A 16,705-nucleotide genomic window follows, 5' to 3' on the forward strand; every position below is an offset into this window, starting at 1 on the left:
TCAGTTGCTCCTAACGAATTGCGGAAAGTGGTCGTCGCGCCCTGTGATGACGTGAGCGTCAGTCGTGGGAGTGCAGAGGCTTGCCGGCGAGCGCCAGGTGGGCCTCGCCGAGCGCCTCGTTCTGCGTCGGGTGGGCGTGGATGAGCTGCGCGACCTCGGCCGGCAGCGCCTCCCAGTTGTAGATCAGCTGCGCTTCGCCGACCTGCTCGCCCATGCGGTCACCGACCATGTGGACGCCGACCACGGCACCGTCCTTGACCTGGACGAGCTTGATCTCGCCCGCGGTCTTCAGGATCTTGCTCTTGCCGTTGCCCGCGAGGTTGTACTTGAGGGCGACGACCTTGTCCGCGCCGTAGATCTCCTTGGCCTTGGCCTCGGTGATGCCGACGGAGGCGACCTCGGGGTGGCAGTACGTCACCCGGGGCACACCGTCGTAGTCGATCGGGACGGTCTTCAGACCGGCCAGGCGCTCCGCGACGAGGATGCCCTCGGCGAAGCCGACGTGCGCGAGCTGGAGCGTCGGGACGAGGTCGCCCACGGCCGAGATCGTCGGCACGTTGGTGCGCATGTACTCGTCGACCAGGACGTAGCCGCGGTCCATGGCGACGCCCTGCTCCTCGTAGCCGAGACCGGCGGAGACCGGGCCGCGGCCGATGGCGACCAGGAGGACCTCGGCCTCGAAGGTCTTGCCGTCGGCCAGCGTGACCTTGACGCCGCTGTCGGTGTACTCGGCGGACTGGAAGAAGGTGCCGAGGTTGAACTTGATGCCGCGCTTGCGGAACGCGCGCTCAAGAAGCTTCGAGCTGTTCTCGTCCTCGACCGGGACCAGGTGCTTCAGGCCCTCGATGACCGTGACGTCGGTGCCGAAGGACTTCCACGCCGAGGCGAACTCGACGCCGATGACGCCGCCGCCCAGGATGATCGCGGACTCCGGGACGCGGTCCAGGGTCAGCGCGTGGTCCGAGGAGATGATCCGGTTGCCGTCGATCTCCAGGCCGGGCAGGGACTTCGGCACGGAACCGGTGGCGAGGAGGATGTGACGACCCTCGACGCGACGGCCGTCCACGTCGACGGAGGTCGGGGAGGACAGGTGGCCGGTGCCCTCGATGTAGGTCACCTTGCGGGAGGCGACGAGACCCTGCAGGCCCTTGTACAGGCCGGAGATCACGTCGTCCTTGTACTTGTGCACGGCCTTGATGTCGATGCCCTCGAAGGAGGCCTTGACACCGAACTGCTCCGCCTCGCGCGCCTGGTCGGCGACCTCGCCGGCGTGGAGCAGGGCCTTCGTCGGGATGCAGCCGTTGTGCAGGCAGGTGCCGCCGAGCTTGTTCTTCTCGATCAGTGCGACGTCCAGGCCCAGCTGCGCTCCGCGCAGCGCCGCGGCGTAACCGCCGCTACCGCCGCCGAGGATCACTAGGTCGAAAACGGTGCTGGCGTCGTTCGCCACGTCACGTCCTCCATGCATGTGCGCTCGTCGCCGGTCGTCGACGACCTGGCGGCGGCTGGTGTCCGGCCGCTTTATTTCGGCCCTGTGGTGGGGGCCCTGTCCTGCCGAGAACCCATCTTCGCACTTGTTGACGGAGGACGGGACGCGGGGCCGTGCTCTGAGACGGCCGATCGTCCGTACGGCGGGGTGACGAGAGCGTACGAACCTACGGATTTCGTCGCGAGCGAACAGCCGCGGGCGCACCGGCCACGGGCGGAACGGGGGGAGGCCCCGGAGCCGGAGCTCCGGGGCCTCCCGTCATGCCCGCCGTGCTCAGAGCTCGCCGGCCGCCGTGCGCTCGGCCAGCTTCACCAGGGTGCGGACCGAGGAGCCGGTGCCGCCCTTGGGGGTGTAGCCGTACGGGGCGCCCTCGTGGAAGGCCGGGCCCGCGATGTCCAGGTGGGCCCAGGTGATGCCCTCGCCCACGAACTCCTGGAGGAAGAGACCGGCGACCAGGCCGCCGCCCATCCGCTCGCCCATGTTGGCGATGTCGGCGGTGGGGGAGTCCATGCCCTTGCGCAGGTCCGCCGGGAGCGGCATCGGCCAGGACTGCTCGCCGACCTCGTCCGCGATCTCGTGGATCGCGGTCCGGTAGTCGTCGTCGTTGGCCATGATGCCGAAGGTGCGGTTGCCCAGCGCCAGGACCATGGCGCCGGTCAGGGTCGCCACGTCGACGATCGCGTCGGGGTGCTCCTCGGACGCCTTGGTGAGCGCGTCGGCGAGGACGAGCCGGCCCTCGGCGTCGGTGTTCAGGACCTCGACGGTCTTGCCGCTGTACATGCGCAGCACGTCACCCGGGCGGGTGGCGGAGCCGGACGGCATGTTCTCCGCGAGGGCGAGCCAGCCGGTGACGTTGACCTCCAGGCCGAGGCGGGCCGCGGCGACGACGGAGGAGAACACGGCGGCGGCGCCGCTCATGTCGCACTTCATCGTCTCGTTGTGGCCGGCCGGCTTCAGGGAGATGCCGCCCGAGTCGTAGGTGATGCCCTTGCCGACCAGGGCGAGGGTCTTCTCCGCCTTCGGGTGGGTGTAGGCGACGCGGACCAGGCGGGGCGGGTTCACGGAACCGACGCCGACACCGAGGATGCCGCCGTAGCCGCCCTTGGCGAGCGCCTTCTCGTCGAGGACCTGGACCTTGAGGCCGTGCTCCTTGCCGGCGGCCTGGGCGGCGGCGGCGAACGCGGCCGGGGTCAGGTCGTTCGGCGGCTGGTTGATCAGGTCGCGGGCGCGGTTGATCTCCTCGGCGACGGCCTGGGCGCGCTCGGCGGCGGCCTTGTAGGCCTTGTCGCGCGGCTTGGCGCCGAGCAGGGCCACCTCGGCGAGGGGCTTCTTCGCGTCGGCGTTCTCCTGGTACGCGGTGTAGGCGTACGCGCCGAGCAGGGCGCCCTCCGCGATGGCGGAGGCGTCCTCGGCGGAGAGGATCGGCAGCGCGAACGCGGCCTTCTTCGAGCCGGTCAGGGTGCGGGCGGCGGTGCCGGCGGCGCGGCGCAGGGTCTCCGCGTCGAAGGACTCGCCGTCCTCGGGGGCGGTGCCCAGGCCGACGGCCAGGACGACGGGGGCCTTGAGACCGGCGGGGGAGGGCAGCTTCGTCGCCTCACCTTCGGCACCCGAGGCGCCCAGGGTCTCCAGGACCGCGGCGAGCCGGCCGTCGAAGGCCTTGTCGACGGCCTCGGCGCCCGGGGCGACGACCAGCGTCTTCCCGGACTTCGCGACGCCGACGACGAGGGCGTCGGCGCGCAGCGTCGCCGCGCCGGCAGTGCTGAGAGTGAGAGCAGTCACGGTGGTGAAATCTCGCTTCCATTGAGTTCTGTGGCGGTCGAGGGATGGGCCGACCGTGCCCGCCGCATCGTATTTCGGCCCGGAGAGCGCCGAGAACGAGCCTACGCTCGATCACCCGCTTCGCTCACGGCGGCGCTGATTCACTCATCCGTGGTGTCTCTTTCATGTTTACCCTTCCGGCTCCCGCCGCCCCGTCACACTCGCCTCATTCACGCAAGGACGACACACCGTTCTTCGCCTCATCTGCGACATCTCCACGGGACCCGCCGCTCCGGTCGGGCGCCGTCGAGGGGGGACATCCGCCATGGACTCCGGCCGAATCCGTACGCCCAGAACCGCGCCCCGCACCGCCGCCGGCGGCCGTACCGCGCCCCGTACCGGTCCTCACGCGGGCAGGATCGCGGCCCTCGCCGCCGCCGCGCTGCTCGCCACCGTCGTCCCGTCCGCGCAGGCCGTCGCCGCGACGGCGCCCCGCGTGGACCTCACCGTCCTCGTCGTCGACGACGGCGGCAGCGCGGTCGGCGCGATCACCGCCGAGCTGGAGGGCTCCGGCGTCCCGTACCGCAGGATCGACCTGAACGACCCGAACCGGCCGGTCCTCGACACGGCCTTCCTCAGCGACACGGTCGACGGCAGGCCCCGCGCCAAGTACCAGGGCGTCGTCCTGCCCCACGAGAGCGCCTTCGGCCCCGACTCCGCCGAGGCCTCCGCCCTCCACGCGTACGAGCGGAGCTTCGGGATCCCGCAGGTCGACGCGTACACCTGGTCGCACCCCGGCGTCGGCCTCGACTACACCGACCAGGGCGGCTGGTCCGGCGTGCTCGACGGCCGGCAGGCCGGCGTCACCGCCGCCGGGAAGGCCGGCCCCTTCCGGTACCTCGCCGGGACGCTCGCCTTCGAGGACAACGACCCCTCGATCTCCGAGAGTTACGGCTACGCGGGCCGCCCCCGCGCCGGCTACACCAGCTACCTCGACGTGCCCGCCGACGGCGGCGGCCGGGCCAGCCTCGTCGGCGAGTACGCCGCCGACGGGCGCCGCGAACTCGTCGTCACCTTCGCCTACAACCAGTACCAGCGGCAGTTCCGCGCCCTCGCCCGCGGCATCGTCGACTGGCTCACCCAGGGCGTCCACCTCGGACAGACCCGCAACTACCTCTCCGTCCACGTCGACGACGTCTTCGCCCCGGACGCCCGCTGGGACACCGGACTCGACTGCACGCCCGGCGACTTCGACTGCGTCGGCGACGACGGCGAGGGCGCCGACCCGATCCGGATGACGGTCGCCGACGCCCAGTACGCCGCCGCCTGGCAGAAGTCCTCCGGCTTCACCCTCGACATGGTCTACAACGGCGGCCAGGGCGAGCAGTGGAAGGCCGAACACGGCGGCACCGACCCGCTCACCGACCGGCTCGTCGCCGACCGCGCCCAGTACCGGTGGATCAACCACACCTACACCCACCCCTTCCTCGGCTGCGTCCAGGACAACGCCGTCGTCCCCTGGCAGTGCGCCAAGGACGCCAAGGGCAACACCCTCTGGGTCGGCCGCGCCGAGCTGTCCGCCCAGATCCGCGACAACGTCAACTGGGCCGTCCGCAAGGGCATCTCCGTCGACCGCTCCGAACTCGTCACCGGCGAGCACTCCGGCCTCAGGACCCTGCCCCAGCAGCCCGTCGACAACCCCAACCTGGCCGGCGCCCTCGCCGACAACGGCGTCAAGTGGACCGGCAGCGACAACTCCCGCGAGCCGGGCCAGCGCGCCGTCGGCACCGCGTCCGGCGCCGCGAGGACCGTGCCCCGCCACCCCATGAACGTGTACTACAACGTGGGCACCGCCGCCGAGATGACCGATGAGTACAACTGGATCTACACCTCGCGCGCCGACGGCGGCAGCGGCGTCTGCGAGTCCAACCCGGCCTCCACCTGCCTGCCCGCCCCGCTCCCCACGGCCACCGGCTACGCCGACCACATCGTGCCGCAGGAAGCCCGCACCGCCCTCTCCCACGTCCTGGGCAACGACCCCCGGCCGCACTACGTGCACCAGTCCAACCTCGCCGAGGAGCGGCTCCTCTACCCCGTCCTCGACCGGGTGCTCGCCGACTACCGGGCCCTGTTCGCGACGAACGCGCCCCTGGTGAACCCCGCCCAGCGGGACGTCGGCACCGAACTGGCCCGCCGCGCCGCCTGGGACCAGGCCGTCGCCACCGGCAAGGTCACCGCCTACCGCGTCGGCACCACGGTCACCGTCAAGGCGCCCTCCGGCGTCACCGTGCCCGTCACCGCCCCCGAGGGCACCCGCAAGAACCTCCTGCTCGGCACCACGGCCTTCGGGACGGCCTACGCGGGCAGCCGCTCCGCCTGGACCGCGCCCGAACTGCTCCAGACCGCCGTCACACTCACGCTCCCGACCGCCTGACCAGCACGTTCTGGGGGGAACACGCTCATGCCGAGCAGTGGCCGTCATGTCACCATGCTCACCGAAGGCACCTACCCGCATGTCCACGGCGGCGTCAGCACCTGGTGCGACCAGCTCGTCCGCGGCATGCCGGAGGTCGACTTCGAGATCCTCGCCCTCACCGGCAGCGGCCGCGAACCCGTCACCTGGGAACTGCCGCCCAACGTCACCCGGCACACGGCGTACCCCCTCTGGGGACCCCCGCAGGGACCGGCCGCGCGCCGGCCCCTGCGGGGGCACGCACGCCGCCGCTTCCTCGACGCGTACGAAGGGCTCCTCCTCTCCCTCCTCGACCCGGAGGCGGGCCGCGACTTCGGCGCGAGCCTGTACGAACTGGCCGCCCTCGCCCGGCGGGGACGACTGACCGCCGCCCTGCGCTCCGAGCCCGCCCTGCGCTCCCTCATGTGGATCTGGACCATGCCGCACCTGCCCACCCTCGCGGCCCGCCCCACCGTCCACGACGCCCTCACCGCCACCGACCTGCTGGAACACGCCCTGCGGCCGCTCGCCGCCCGGATATCCACCGGCGGCGTGGCCCATGCCGTCTCCAGCGGCCTCGCCACGCTGCCCGCGCTCGCCGCGCAGCACTTCGAAGGGGTGCCCTTCCTGCTCACCGAACACGGCATCTACCTCCGCGAGCGCTACCTCGGCTACCGCACCGAAGCGCAACGCTGGCCCGTCAAGGCCCTCATGCTCGGCTTCTACCGCGAGCTCAACACCCTCGGCTACCGCAAGGCCGACCTCATCACCCCCTGCAACCAGTACAACCGGCGCTGGGAGGAGCGCGGCGGAGCCCCCGCCGACCGCATCCGCACCGTCTACAACGGCGTCGACCCGGCCCTGTTCCCCGAGGCGGGGCCCGAGCCCGAGACCCCCACCCTCAGCTGGTGCGGCCGCGTCGACCCCATCAAGGACCTGGAGACCCTGATCCGGGCGTACGCGATCTCCCGCGCCGAACTCCCCGCGCTCAGGCTCCGGTTGTTCGGACCGGTCCCGGCTGGGAACGAGGACTACCTCACCCGCCTGGAGAAGCTCGCCGCCGAACTCGGCGTCGCCGACGGGGTGTCCTTCGAGGGCCGGATCAGCGACGTCCCCTCGGCCTACGCGGCCGGCAGCGTCGTCATGCTCTCCTCCATCAGCGAGGGCTTCCCCTTCTCCCTCATCGAGGCCATGTCCTGCGGCCGCGCCACCGTCTCCACCGACGTCGGAGGCGTACGGGAGGCCGTCGGCGACACCGGGATCGTCGTCCCGCCCCGCGAACCGGCCGTCATGGCCGCCGCCGTCTCCGCGCTCCTGCGGGACGGGGCCCGCCGCACCGAACTCGGCCGTCGCGCCCGGCAACGGGTCATCGACGAGTTCACCCTGCACCGCTCGGTCGACGGCTTCCGGCAGATCTACCGCGAACTGGCGGGCGCCCGCCCGGCACGCCCCGCGCCGCCGGCCCGGCCACCCCTGCGGGTGAGCATCCCCGCCCCCCGCCGCACCACCGCGGCCCTCGCCACAGGAGGCACCCGGGCATGAGCGGCTCCCTCTGGCTCACACCCCCGAAGGCGGGGACCCCGCTCCCGGCGATCCCGCGCCCGCGACGGGAGGGCGCCGCATCCCGGCCCGGCGCCGCCGCCCCGCCTCCGGCCCCCGCCGACCGCCCGGCCGGGCCCGCCGGGGAACCGGCCGCGGACGACGCCCTCGCCGACGATCCGCTCGACGAACTCGCCACGCGGCTCGACGGCTTCGTGGCCGCCGCCGTGCACCCCGACGAGATCGCCGCGATCCTCGAGTCCGACGGCATGACCGACGAACACATCCGGCTCACCTACGGCCGCGCCGACTCCTTCTCCCTCGCCGAGGACCTCTACGCGCGCGGGGAGCGGCGCCACCCCGAACCGGCGCCACCACCCCCGGGCGCCTGGTACGGGGAGCTCGCGGGCTGTCTGCTGCGCGGACTCGTCTTCGCGCTCCCCGGCCTCGCGTACGTCCTCGCCGCGCCGCTGCTGGCCGGCGGGCACGGCCGGTTCGGGCTCCCCGCCGGAACCGTCCCGCTGCTCGCCGGAGCCGTCACCGGCTGGGTGTGGAACCAGGCCCTCTCCCACCGCGCCTACACCTGGCTCGGCCTCGGCGACCGGCCCGCCGCCGCCCGCGCCCTGCTCACCGGAGCCCCGGCCGGCGCCCTCGCCGGAACGGCCGTCGCCCTCGCGGCCGCCGCGCCCGGCGAGACCCCGGCCGCCGTCTTCGCCGCCGGGCAGTCGCTCTACCTCGCCGCCGCGACCGTGCTCCTGGTCCTCGGCCGGGAACGGGCCCTGCTCTGCGCGCTGCTGCCGCTCACCGGCGCCGTCCCCGCCTTCCGCTGGGACCTGCCGGACGCCCTGCGCGCCGCGCTCCTCATCGGCTCCCTCGCCGCCTCCGTCGTCTTCGCCGCGCTCGTCCTGCGCCCGGGACTGCGCCGGGGCGCGGCCGGACGCGGCGGCCCCCCGCGCGCCGCCTCCCTCCCGTACGGCCTCTTCGGCCTCGGCAGCGGTCTGCTCGTCCTCCATGCGGGCGTCGGCGACACCCCGGTGAGCGGGGCGGGGGCGGTCATCGCCCTCACCCTCTCCATGGGGCCCGCCGAATGGCTGCTGCACCGCTTCCGGGACGGCAGTCTGACCAGGCTGCGGACCCTGACCACCGCACGCGAGTTCCGCCGGGCGGTCACCGGAACCCTCGTCCTCTGCCTCGGCGGCTACCTCACCGTGCTCCTCGCCCTCGCCCTGACCGCGACCCTGGTCTGGCCGGGGGCGCCGTGGCCGACGCTCCCGCGCCTGCTCACCCTGCTCCTGATCGGCACCGTGCTCTGGCTGGGACTGCTGCTCCAGGCCTTCGGGGCGGTGCTCAGCGCCGCCACCGTCTGCCTGCTCGCGGCGGCCGCGCAGACCCTGGAACCGGCGGCGGGCCCGGCGGCCGCCGGGGGAGCGGCGGCGGTGCTCGCCGCCCTGGCCTGTGCTCTGCTGGTACGACCGACCGCCCACCGCGCTTAGGGACGTCATGACGAAGCCCTCCCTCCTGGTGCCGTACTACGAGCACCCGGCCGAACGTCCCGAGGCCTGGTCGGCGCTCGTCGACGCGGCGCCCTGCCTGTACGGCGTCGTCCTCAACCCGGCGAGCGGCGTCGGCACGGCGCCCGACCCGGCGTTCACCGAGGCCGCGGGGCGGCTGCGGGCGGCCGGGGTGCGCGTCCTCGGCTACGTGGACACCGCCTACGGCCGCCGCCCGCACGCCGAGGTCGTCGCCGAACTGCTCCGCCACCGCGACTGGTACGGCGCCGACGGCGCCTTCCTGGACCAGGTGGCGACCGCGCGCGCCGCCCTCGCCCACTACCGTCGCATCGCGGTCGCCGCCCGGGCCGCCGGGACCGCGACGCTCGTCTTCAACCACGGCGCCCACCCGGACCCCGGCTACGAGGCCCAGGCCGACCTCCTCGTCACCTTCGAGGGCCCCTGGGACACCTACCGGACCCTGGACCTGCCGGTCGCCGCCCACTACTGCCACCTCGTCTACGCCGCCCCGGCGGGCGTCCGCCCCGCCACCCCGGTGCACTGCGCCGTCCCCGGGACGGGCGCGCACCCGTGGGGCACCCTTCCGCACCTCCTGGAGCCCGCCCGATGAGACGACCGCTGCCCCTGATCGCGGGGCTGCTGCTCCTCGCCACGGCCTGCACGGGCGCCCCCGAACCCGAACCCGACCCGAAGCCCAGCGGGGAGCGCTGGCGGCCCGCGCCCGGCCTCGCCTGGCAGTGGCAGCTCAGCGGCAGGCTGGACCCCGCGGTCGACGTCCCGGTGTACGACATCGACGGCTTCGACCATCCGGCGTCGGCGGTGGCCGACCTCCACCGGCGCGGCCGCAAGGTGATCTGCTACCTGTCCACCGGCGCCTGGGAGGACTTCCGCCCGGACGCCGGCCGCTTCCCGAAGGCCCTCCTCGGCGCGGGCAACGGCTGGGAGGGCGAGCGCTGGCTCGACATCCGCCGCACCGACCTCCTCGGCCCGCTCATGGCGAAGCGCCTCGACATGTGCCGCGACAAGGGCTTCGACGCCGTCGAACCCGACAACATGGACGGCTACGACAACCGCACCGGCTTCCCGCTGACCGCCGCCGACCAGCTCCGCTACAACCGGCTCATCGCGCGCATGGCCCACGACCGGGGTCTCGCGGTCGGCCTCAAGAACGACCTGGACCAGATCCCGAAGCTGCTGCCGGACTTCGACTTCGCGGTCAACGAGCAGTGCGCGGAGTACGACGAGTGCGGCCGCCTCGCCCCGTTCACGGCGGCGGGCAAGGCCGTCTTCCACGTCGAGTACGAGCTGACGACGGGGCAGTTCTGCCCCCAGGCCCGGAAGCTGGGCCTCAGCTCGATGCGGAAGCGGTACGAGCTCGACGCGTGGCGCGAGCCCTGCTAGTGCTGTGACCGGAAAGGTTCACCGGGTCGCGACGCCCGGCACGGCACTAGGGCCCGTCTTTCGGATCATGCCGGGCTCGCGGCCCGGGATCAGCCGAGCGTCAGCGCGGCCAGCGCCACCGTCGCCGCCGTCTCCTCCACCGCGCCGAACACGTCGCCCGTCACCCCGCCGAACCGCCGCACGCACCGCCGGAGCAGCAGCGCCGCCGCGCCGAGCGCCGCGCCGGCCGCCAGGACGTTGCGGACGGCGTCGTACGGGGACAGGAGGAGGCCCGACGCCGCGCAGAGGACCAGGAACAGCGCGGTCGTGAAGGTCGCGGACCGGGTCGGGACGGTCTGCGCGACGATCGCCCCGAGGCCCTCGGGGCGGGCCGCCGGGACCCCGTGGCGCGAGGCGTGGGTGAGGGCGAGGCGGGCCACGGTGGCGGCGAGGACCGCGCCGATCGTGCCCTGCGCCCATCCCTCCCCGTACAGCCGGTACAACGCGGCGACCTGGGCGAACAGCACCAGGACGAGGGCGATCACGCCGAACGGGCCGATGTCCGACTGCTTCATGATGCGCAGCGCCTCCTCGGCCGGCTTGGCGCTGCCGAGGCCGTCGGCGGTGTCCGCGAGGCCGTCGAGATGGAGGCCCCGGGTGAGCAGGGCGGGGACGGCGGTGGTGACGACGGCCGCGAGCAGCGGACCGGAGCCGAGCAGCAGGAACGAACCGCCGAGCGCGGCGGAGCACAGTCCGACGACCAGACCCGCGAGCGGGGCCGAGAGCATGCCGGCGCGCGCCGCGTCCCGGTCCCAGCGGGTGATGCGGGCGGGGAACACGGTGAGGGTCCCGAAGGCGAAACGCAGGCCGTCCATCCGGGCAGGGTAATCGCCGCCCTCAGCCGGTAGATTGCGCATACCGCTCATATCGGAACGGGGTGGCATGGGTCACTGGTTCTCCCGCAACATCGTCGAGCCGGGCAAGCTCCCCATGCTGCTCGCTCTGACCTCCTTCGTCCTGACATTCCTGGTCACCCGCACCATCACCCGGCTCATCCGGGCGGGGAAGGGCCCCTTCGGGAACGTCTCCTCCGGGGGCGTCCACATCCATCACGTCGTACCGGGTGTCGTCCTCACCGTCCTCGGCGGGTTCGGCGCGGTGGGCAGCAGCCGGCACGGCGTCGGCGCGGCCGTCTTCGCGGTCGTCTTCGGCGTCGGCGTGGGGCTCGTCCTGGACGAGTTCGCGCTCATCCTCCACCTCGACGACGTGTACTGGTCCGAGGACGGCCGCAAGAGCGTCGAGGTCGTCGTGCTCACCACCGCCCTCGTCGGGCTCACCCTCAGCGGCTTCTCGCCGCTCGGCGTCAACGACATGACCGCCGAGGAGCGCCAGGACCGGGCCACCTTCCTGCTGACCCTGGCGCTGAACTTCCTCCTCATCCTGGTCACCCTGGTGAAGGGGAAGTTCCGGATGGCCGTCTTCGGGGCCTTCGTGCCGTTCGTGGCGATCGTCGGCGCCGTCCGCCTGGCCCGCCCCGGCTCCTGGTGGTCCAAGCGCTTCTACCGGCGCCGCCACCGGGCCAGGGCCCGCTCCCGGATCCGTACGTACCGGCACGACCGGCGCTGGACGAAGGTGCGCCGCCGCCTTCAGGACCTGATCGGCGGCTTCCAGGAGCGGGTCCCCGGGCGCGGCCCGACGCCGCCGTCCTGACGCCGGCCGCGCCGGGCCTCGACCGCGATCAGGACGAGGACGGCCGCGATCGCCGCGAGGTGCTCCTTGCCCGCCAGGTTCGCCTTGATCGCCACCTCCACCACCATCGCCACGACCACCAGCCCGCCCGTCCAGTACGCCCGGTAGCGCCAGCAGACGTACACGGCGAGCCCGACCACCGCCGCCGACGGGCCCGTGTCGACGACCCGCGCGTCCGAGGCGGGCAGCCCGAACGGGCTGTCGGGACCGAGCGCGATGCCCACGCGCGCGTAGAGCGTGCCGGCCAGCGTGGCGAGGTACGCGACGCCCAGCGTCCGCCACCGGCCCAGGCAGATCTCGGCGATCCCGAACACCAGCAGGACCTGCGCGAGGGCCCCCCACACGGGCAGGTCGAGCGCCGGGACGAACAGCGAGAGGGGGGTCCGCAGCAGCGCGAGCCACAGCGGGTCCTCGGCCCGTACGGAACCGATGTCCTGCACCGGCTGGTAGCCCCAGTCCTGGTTCTGCACGACCTGGAACAGGGCGGTGAGGCAGACGGCGGCCAGCGTCATCGGGACCGCCCTCCACCCCCTGGTGACGAGCGCCGTCCGCACGGCGGCGAACAGCGGCCCCCACTCCCGGCGGGCGAACTCCCTGACGGCGTGTCTCAACGGCTGCTCCCCAGGTGCCTGCGGTGCAGCCACTTCGGCAGGCCCGGGGCCTCCAGGAAGCCTTCGGCCCGCCCGGCGGCGAGGCCGATGCGCAGCAGGTCGGCGCTCTTCTCGAAGAGCATGAATCGGGGCTCCCAGATCGGTCGGTACTTGGCGTTGGCGCGGTACAGCGACTCGATCTGCCACCAGCGGGAGAAGAAGCTGAGCAGCGAACGCCACATCCGCAGCACGGGTCCCGCCCCGAGCTTCGAGCCACGTTCGAAGACGGACCGGAACATCGCGAAGTTCAGCGAGACCTGCGTGATCCCGATCTCCTCGGCGCGCTGCAGGAGCTCGATGACCATGAACTCCATCAGGCCGTTCTCGGAGTCCCGGTCACGGCGCATCAGATCCAGCGAGAGCCCCTTCGGCCCCCAGGGCACGAAGGACAGCAGGGCGCGCAGCTCGCCCTTCTCGTCGGTGCACTCCAGCATCACGCAGCGCCCGTCCCCGGGGTCGCCGAGGCGGCCGAGCGCCATCGAGAAACCGCGCTCGGTCGCCCCGTCCCGCCAGTCGTCCGCCTTGCGGAGCAGCTCCGCCATCTCGTCCCGGGGGATGTCCTCGTGGCGCCGGATCCGGACCTCGTACCCGGCCCGCTTCACCCGGTTGAACGCCTGCCGGACCGTCCGCATGGCCCGGCCGTCCAGGGTGAACTCGTCGGTGTCCACGATCGCCTCGTCGCCCAGCTCCAGGGCGTCCAGACCGTGCCGCGCGTAGATGACCCCGGCCTCCTCGCTCGCGCCCATCACCGCCGGGATCCAGCCGTGCTCGCGCGCCTCGGCGAGCCAGGGCTCGATCGCGCCCGGCCAGGCCTCCGGGTCGCCGATCGGATCGCCGGAGGCGAGCGAGACCCCGCCGACCACCCGGTAGGCGATCGCCGCCTTCTCGCTGGGCGACCACACCACGCTCTTCTCCCGGCGCAGCGCGAAGTAGCCCAGCGAGTCCCGCTCGCCCTGCTTGTCGAGGAGGACCCGCAGCCGCTCCTCGTCCTCCTCGGTCAGCGGGTCGACGGCCCGCCGGGAGCGGAAGGCGGCGAAGAGCACCGCGAAGATCAGCAGCGTGGACAGCACGTTGATGGTGACGTCGACCCAGCCGGGGGTGTGGATGCCGGTGAAGCCGGAGTCGTCGGAGGCGAGCGTGGCCAGCCGCATCAGCCCGTACTTCCAGCGCTCCAGGAAGGTGGAGTGGCCGGTGGACTCGTTGGTGACGGTCACCAGGACGGCCGCGAGCAGCGAGGTGACGAGCAGTCCGCCGACGGCCACCCCCGCCGCGAGCTTCGGGTTGGAGCGGTCGCCCTTCGCGTAGAACTCCTTGCGGCCGAGCACCAGCGCGAGGACGAACGCGGCGGTGAGGACCAGGGAGATCCAGTTCTGGGCGTGCTGCCTGATCTCGGGGAAGAACATCACGAGGGCGAAGAGCAGCAGGAAGAGGCCGCCGAGCACCATGTTCAGGATCCACGCGGCCCGCTTGCGGCGCCGCATGGTGATCGCCAGGAAGAGGGTGAAGACCCCCGAGGCGAAGCCCGCCGTGAGCATGTACGGGGTGAAGTAGTTGTCCTCGTTGTGGCGGCGCAGGTCCTGCCCGAACGAGACCCAGACGGCGCTCAGGAAATTGATGAACGTGACGACGCGCAGGTACCAGACGGCGAACGCGGCGCTGCGCCGTGAACGTGCGGTCGAGCCCCGGGGTGCGACTTCGGCAGACAAGCGGACTTCTCCCATGAAAAGCGATCATATGGGGCAGTGCCTGCCGTGCGGAGACGCCGGAGGCGGCCACGCGCGCGTGGCGCGTGACCGCCCCGGAATCAGTCGTCCGTTCCGCCCCGAGCTCAGGCCTCCGCAGCGCCCTCGACGGCCGGAGTGGTCGGATCCGGACGCTCGGGCAGCTCCGCGGCGAACGCCGCCGCGGCCTGGACGAGGGGGAGTGCGAGCAATGCCCCGGTTCCCTCACCCACATGGACGCCGTGATCCAGCAGCGGGTTGAGCGCCATCCGGTCCAGTGCCTTCGCCTGCGCCGGCTCCCCGCTCACCTGGCCCGCCAGCCACCAGTCCGGCGCCCGGAACGCCGCCCGCTGCGCCACGAGCGCACAGGCCGCGCCCACCACACCGTCCAGGATCACCGGCATCCGCCGCACCGAGGCCTGCAGCAGGAATCCCGTCATCGCCGCCAGGTCCGCCCCGCCGACCGCCGCGAGCAGCTCCAGCTGGTCACCCAGGACCGGCCGGGCCCGCCGCAGCGCGTCCCGGATCGCCGCGCACTTGCGCATCCACGCCAGATCGTCGATCCCGGCACCGCCCCGGCCCGTCACCACCGACGCGTCCGTCCCGCACAGCGCCGCGATCAGCGTCGACGCCGAGGTCGTCCCGCCGACGCTCAGATCCCCGAGCACCACCAGATCCGTGCCCGAGTCCGCCTCCTCGTCGGCGATCGCGATCCCGAGCCGGACCGCGGCCTCCGCCTCCTCGACCGTCAGCGCGTCCGCCACGTCGATCCGGCCGCTGCCGCGCCGCACCCGGTGCCGTACCACCTCGGCCGGCAGCAGCTCCGGATCGCAGTCAAGACCGGCGTCCACGACCCGCACCGGCACGTCCATCGAGCGGGCGAGCACCGCCACCGGGCTCTCCCCGTCGAGCACCGCGCGCACCAGCTCGTGCGCCGTGCCCGCCGGGCGACCCGACACGTCCAGCGAGGCCACCCCGTGGTCACCGGCGAACAGCACCACCTTCGGCTGCCCGATCGCCCGCACCTTCACCGAGGCCTGGGCGGCCGACAGCCACTCGCCCAGCTCGTCCAGCCGGCCCAGCGCCCCCGGCGGCACGCTCAGCCGCTCCCGGCGCTCCTCGGCGTCACGCCGTATCCCGCCGTCGGGGCGCTCGATCAGATCGGAGAAGTCGTCCAGGTTCACGGGTTCCGCCTTGAGGAAAATCAGCGAGGGCCAACGGTGACATCGGTGCTCGCACCCTACCCGCGCAGCACCAGCGCCTGACCCGCGACCACGAGCAGGACCTGCTCGCACTCGTCGGCGAACGCCGCGTTCAGCCGGCCCAGCTCGTCCCGGAAACGACGCCCCGCCGCCGTGGCCGGCACCACCCCCGAGCCGACCTCGTTCGTCACCGCCACGACCGTACGGCTCGTCGCCCGCACCGCCGCCACCAACTCCGCCGTCCGCTCCCGCAGCGCCGCCTGCCCGCCGTCCCGCCACCGCTCGTCGTCCCAGGCGCCCACCCGGTCCATGGCGTCCGTCAGCCACAGCGACAGACAGTCCACGAGCAGCGCGGGCCCGTCCTCCGCGAGCAGCGGCACGAGCTCGCAGGTCTCGGCCGTGCGCCACGAACCCGGCCGCCGCTCCCGGTGCAGCCCCACGCGCTCGGCCCACTCGGGGTCGCCCTCCCGGGTCCCGCCCGTCGCCACGTACAGCACCTCGGGGAAGGTCTCCAGACGACGCTCCGCCTCCACCGACTTCCCCGACCGGGCCCCGCCCGTCACCAGCGTCCGCCGGGGCACCTCCGGCACCTCGTGGTAGTCGCCGACGTACAGCGTCGTCCCGTCCGGCACCGCCCGCGCCCCCGCCGCCGCCAGCCGCCGCTCCAGCTCGGCACCGGCGGGCGCGTCGTGGTCCAGGTGCACCGCGATCACCTCGGTCGCCGGACCGACGGCCCCCGTCGCCCGCAGCCGCGCGAGCCCGTCCGGCCGCCCCGTGACATCGGCGACGACCATGTCGTACGGAGCGCGGTGATCGCCCGCGATCCCGGCGGGCGCACCCCCCGGCGGCAGATACAGCAGCCGCTCGCCCTCCGCCGAGGTCACCTCGTACCCGGTCCCGGGCGAGTCCATCGGCACCGCCCGCACCCGGTGCCCGCTGATCAGTGTCAACTCGCGCCCGTCCGGCACCCGCCCCGCGGTGGGAAGCCCCGCGGGCACCTCCACGGCCGGCCCGTCGTGCGGATGCGTGAGCAGCACCTGCCGCACGCCCACCAGCGAATGCCCCGAACGGGCCGCCGCGAGCGCGGCCCCCGGGGTCAGGTCCAGCAGCAGCGCCCCGTCCACCAGGAGCGCCGTCGCGGCCCGCGCCCGGGTCCCCCGGGACAGCGCGCACACGGCGCAGGGGCAGTCGGGGCGGGGGAGTCCGAGGGGCGCGCCGGTGCCGAGCAGAGTCAGTTCCACCCTCAGATCCTCCCGC

At 73.3% G+C, this 16,705-nt stretch carries 13 protein-coding genes; 6 read left to right on the forward strand and 7 right to left on the reverse strand.

The window, feature by feature from the left end; all coding sequences use genetic code 11:
• Positions 1–58 precede the first annotated feature (58 nt).
• Together lpdA and ABTY59_RS12645 are read right to left on the reverse strand one after the other, a co-directional pair.
• Entirely contained in the window at positions 59–1,447 is a 1,389-nt protein-coding gene (lpdA, locus tag ABTY59_RS12640) for a dihydrolipoyl dehydrogenase (RefSeq protein WP_189802175.1), read from the reverse strand.
• Positions 1,448–1,759: 312 nt separating this feature from the next.
• Positions 1,760–3,265: a leucyl aminopeptidase gene (locus ABTY59_RS12645; protein ID WP_352018917.1), complete on the reverse strand. Its 1,506-nt coding sequence runs from the start codon at positions 3,263–3,265 to the stop codon at positions 1,760–1,762.
• A 304-nt stretch (positions 3,266–3,569) separates the two neighbouring features.
• Between ABTY59_RS12645 and ABTY59_RS12650 the strand changes: the two genes are divergently transcribed.
• The 5 genes from ABTY59_RS12650 to ABTY59_RS12670 are packed head-to-tail and all read left to right on the forward strand — an operon-like array spanning position 3,570 to position 10,147.
• Positions 3,570–5,678: a hypothetical protein gene (locus tag ABTY59_RS12650; protein ID WP_352018918.1), complete on the forward strand. Its 2,109-nt coding sequence runs from the start codon at positions 3,570–3,572 to the stop codon at positions 5,676–5,678.
• 27 nt (positions 5,679–5,705) lie between these two features.
• Positions 5,706–7,238, forward strand: a complete 1,533-nt coding sequence (gene pelF, locus ABTY59_RS12655) for a GT4 family glycosyltransferase PelF (RefSeq protein ID WP_352018919.1) — start codon at positions 5,706–5,708, stop codon at positions 7,236–7,238.
• Positions 7,235–8,728, forward strand: coding sequence for a hypothetical protein (locus ABTY59_RS12660; protein ID WP_352018920.1), 1,494 nt, complete (start codon positions 7,235–7,237; stop codon positions 8,726–8,728). The genes pelF and ABTY59_RS12660 overlap by 4 nt, the downstream gene beginning before the upstream one ends.
• Positions 8,729–8,735: 7 nt before the next feature.
• Positions 8,736–9,356 (forward strand): spherulation-specific family 4 protein, encoded by a 621-nt coding sequence (locus ABTY59_RS12665; RefSeq protein WP_352018921.1) that lies wholly within the window; start codon positions 8,736–8,738, stop codon positions 9,354–9,356.
• Positions 9,353–10,147, forward strand: coding sequence for an endo alpha-1,4 polygalactosaminidase (locus ABTY59_RS12670; protein ID WP_352018922.1), 795 nt, complete (start codon positions 9,353–9,355; stop codon positions 10,145–10,147). Before ABTY59_RS12665 ends, ABTY59_RS12670 begins: the two co-directional genes overlap by 4 nt.
• 89 nt (positions 10,148–10,236) lie before the next feature.
• Here ABTY59_RS12670 and cobS read toward each other — a convergent pair whose 3' ends face one another.
• On the reverse strand, positions 10,237–11,001 hold the full coding sequence (gene cobS, locus ABTY59_RS12675) for an adenosylcobinamide-GDP ribazoletransferase (RefSeq protein ID WP_352018923.1): 765 nt from the start codon (positions 10,999–11,001) through the stop codon (positions 10,237–10,239).
• A 67-nt stretch (positions 11,002–11,068) separates the two neighbouring features.
• Here cobS and ABTY59_RS12680 point away from each other — a divergent pair, with 67 nt between their 5' ends.
• On the forward strand, positions 11,069–11,836 hold the full coding sequence (locus ABTY59_RS12680; protein WP_352018924.1) for a hypothetical protein: 768 nt from the start codon (positions 11,069–11,071) through the stop codon (positions 11,834–11,836).
• Here the strand turns inward: ABTY59_RS12680 and ABTY59_RS12685 are convergent.
• From ABTY59_RS12685 to ABTY59_RS12700, 4 genes are all read right to left on the reverse strand, one after another.
• Positions 11,773–12,486 (reverse strand): hypothetical protein, encoded by a 714-nt coding sequence (locus ABTY59_RS12685; RefSeq protein WP_352018925.1) that lies wholly within the window; start codon positions 12,484–12,486, stop codon positions 11,773–11,775. The two genes, ABTY59_RS12680 and ABTY59_RS12685, sit on opposite strands and share 64 nt — an antisense overlap.
• Positions 12,483–14,246: a phosphatidylglycerol lysyltransferase domain-containing protein gene (locus ABTY59_RS12690; RefSeq protein ID WP_352018926.1), complete on the reverse strand. Its 1,764-nt coding sequence runs from the start codon at positions 14,244–14,246 to the stop codon at positions 12,483–12,485. Before ABTY59_RS12690 ends, ABTY59_RS12685 begins: the two co-directional genes overlap by 4 nt.
• A 107-nt stretch (positions 14,247–14,353) precedes the next feature.
• Positions 14,354–15,430: a nicotinate-nucleotide--dimethylbenzimidazole phosphoribosyltransferase gene (gene cobT / locus ABTY59_RS12695; protein WP_352018927.1), complete on the reverse strand. Its 1,077-nt coding sequence runs from the start codon at positions 15,428–15,430 to the stop codon at positions 14,354–14,356.
• A 56-nt stretch (positions 15,431–15,486) separates the two neighbouring features.
• The gene (locus ABTY59_RS12700; RefSeq protein ID WP_352018928.1) at positions 15,487–16,689 is read right to left on the reverse strand and encodes a bifunctional adenosylcobinamide kinase/adenosylcobinamide-phosphate guanylyltransferase; all 1,203 of its coding nucleotides are present in this window, start codon (positions 16,687–16,689) and stop codon (positions 15,487–15,489) included.
• Positions 16,690–16,705 lie beyond the last annotated feature (16 nt).

Origin of the sequence: Streptomyces sp. NPDC096079, from assembly GCF_040303145.1 — a bacterium.
Taxonomy (GTDB): domain Bacteria; phylum Actinomycetota; class Actinomycetes; order Streptomycetales; family Streptomycetaceae; genus Streptomyces.

Excerpts from the sequence above, each read along its gene's own strand:
- pelF (WP_352018919.1), top strand. The coding sequence starts at position 5,706 with ATGCCGAGCAGTGGCCGTCATGTCACCATGCTCACCGAAGGCACCTAC.
- ABTY59_RS12690 (WP_352018926.1), bottom strand. The coding sequence starts at position 14,246 with ATGGGAGAAGTCCGCTTGTCTGCCGAAGTCGCACCCCGGGGCTCGACC.
- ABTY59_RS12670 (WP_352018922.1), top strand. The coding sequence starts at position 9,353 with ATGAGACGACCGCTGCCCCTGATCGCGGGGCTGCTGCTCCTCGCCACG.
- ABTY59_RS12660 (WP_352018920.1), top strand. The coding sequence starts at position 7,235 with ATGAGCGGCTCCCTCTGGCTCACACCCCCGAAGGCGGGGACCCCGCTC.
- ABTY59_RS12680 (WP_352018924.1), top strand. The coding sequence starts at position 11,069 with ATGGGTCACTGGTTCTCCCGCAACATCGTCGAGCCGGGCAAGCTCCCC.
- cobS (WP_352018923.1), bottom strand. The coding sequence starts at position 11,001 with ATGGACGGCCTGCGTTTCGCCTTCGGGACCCTCACCGTGTTCCCCGCC.
- ABTY59_RS12650 (WP_352018918.1), top strand. The coding sequence starts at position 3,570 with ATGGACTCCGGCCGAATCCGTACGCCCAGAACCGCGCCCCGCACCGCC.
- ABTY59_RS12665 (WP_352018921.1), top strand. The coding sequence starts at position 8,736 with ATGACGAAGCCCTCCCTCCTGGTGCCGTACTACGAGCACCCGGCCGAA.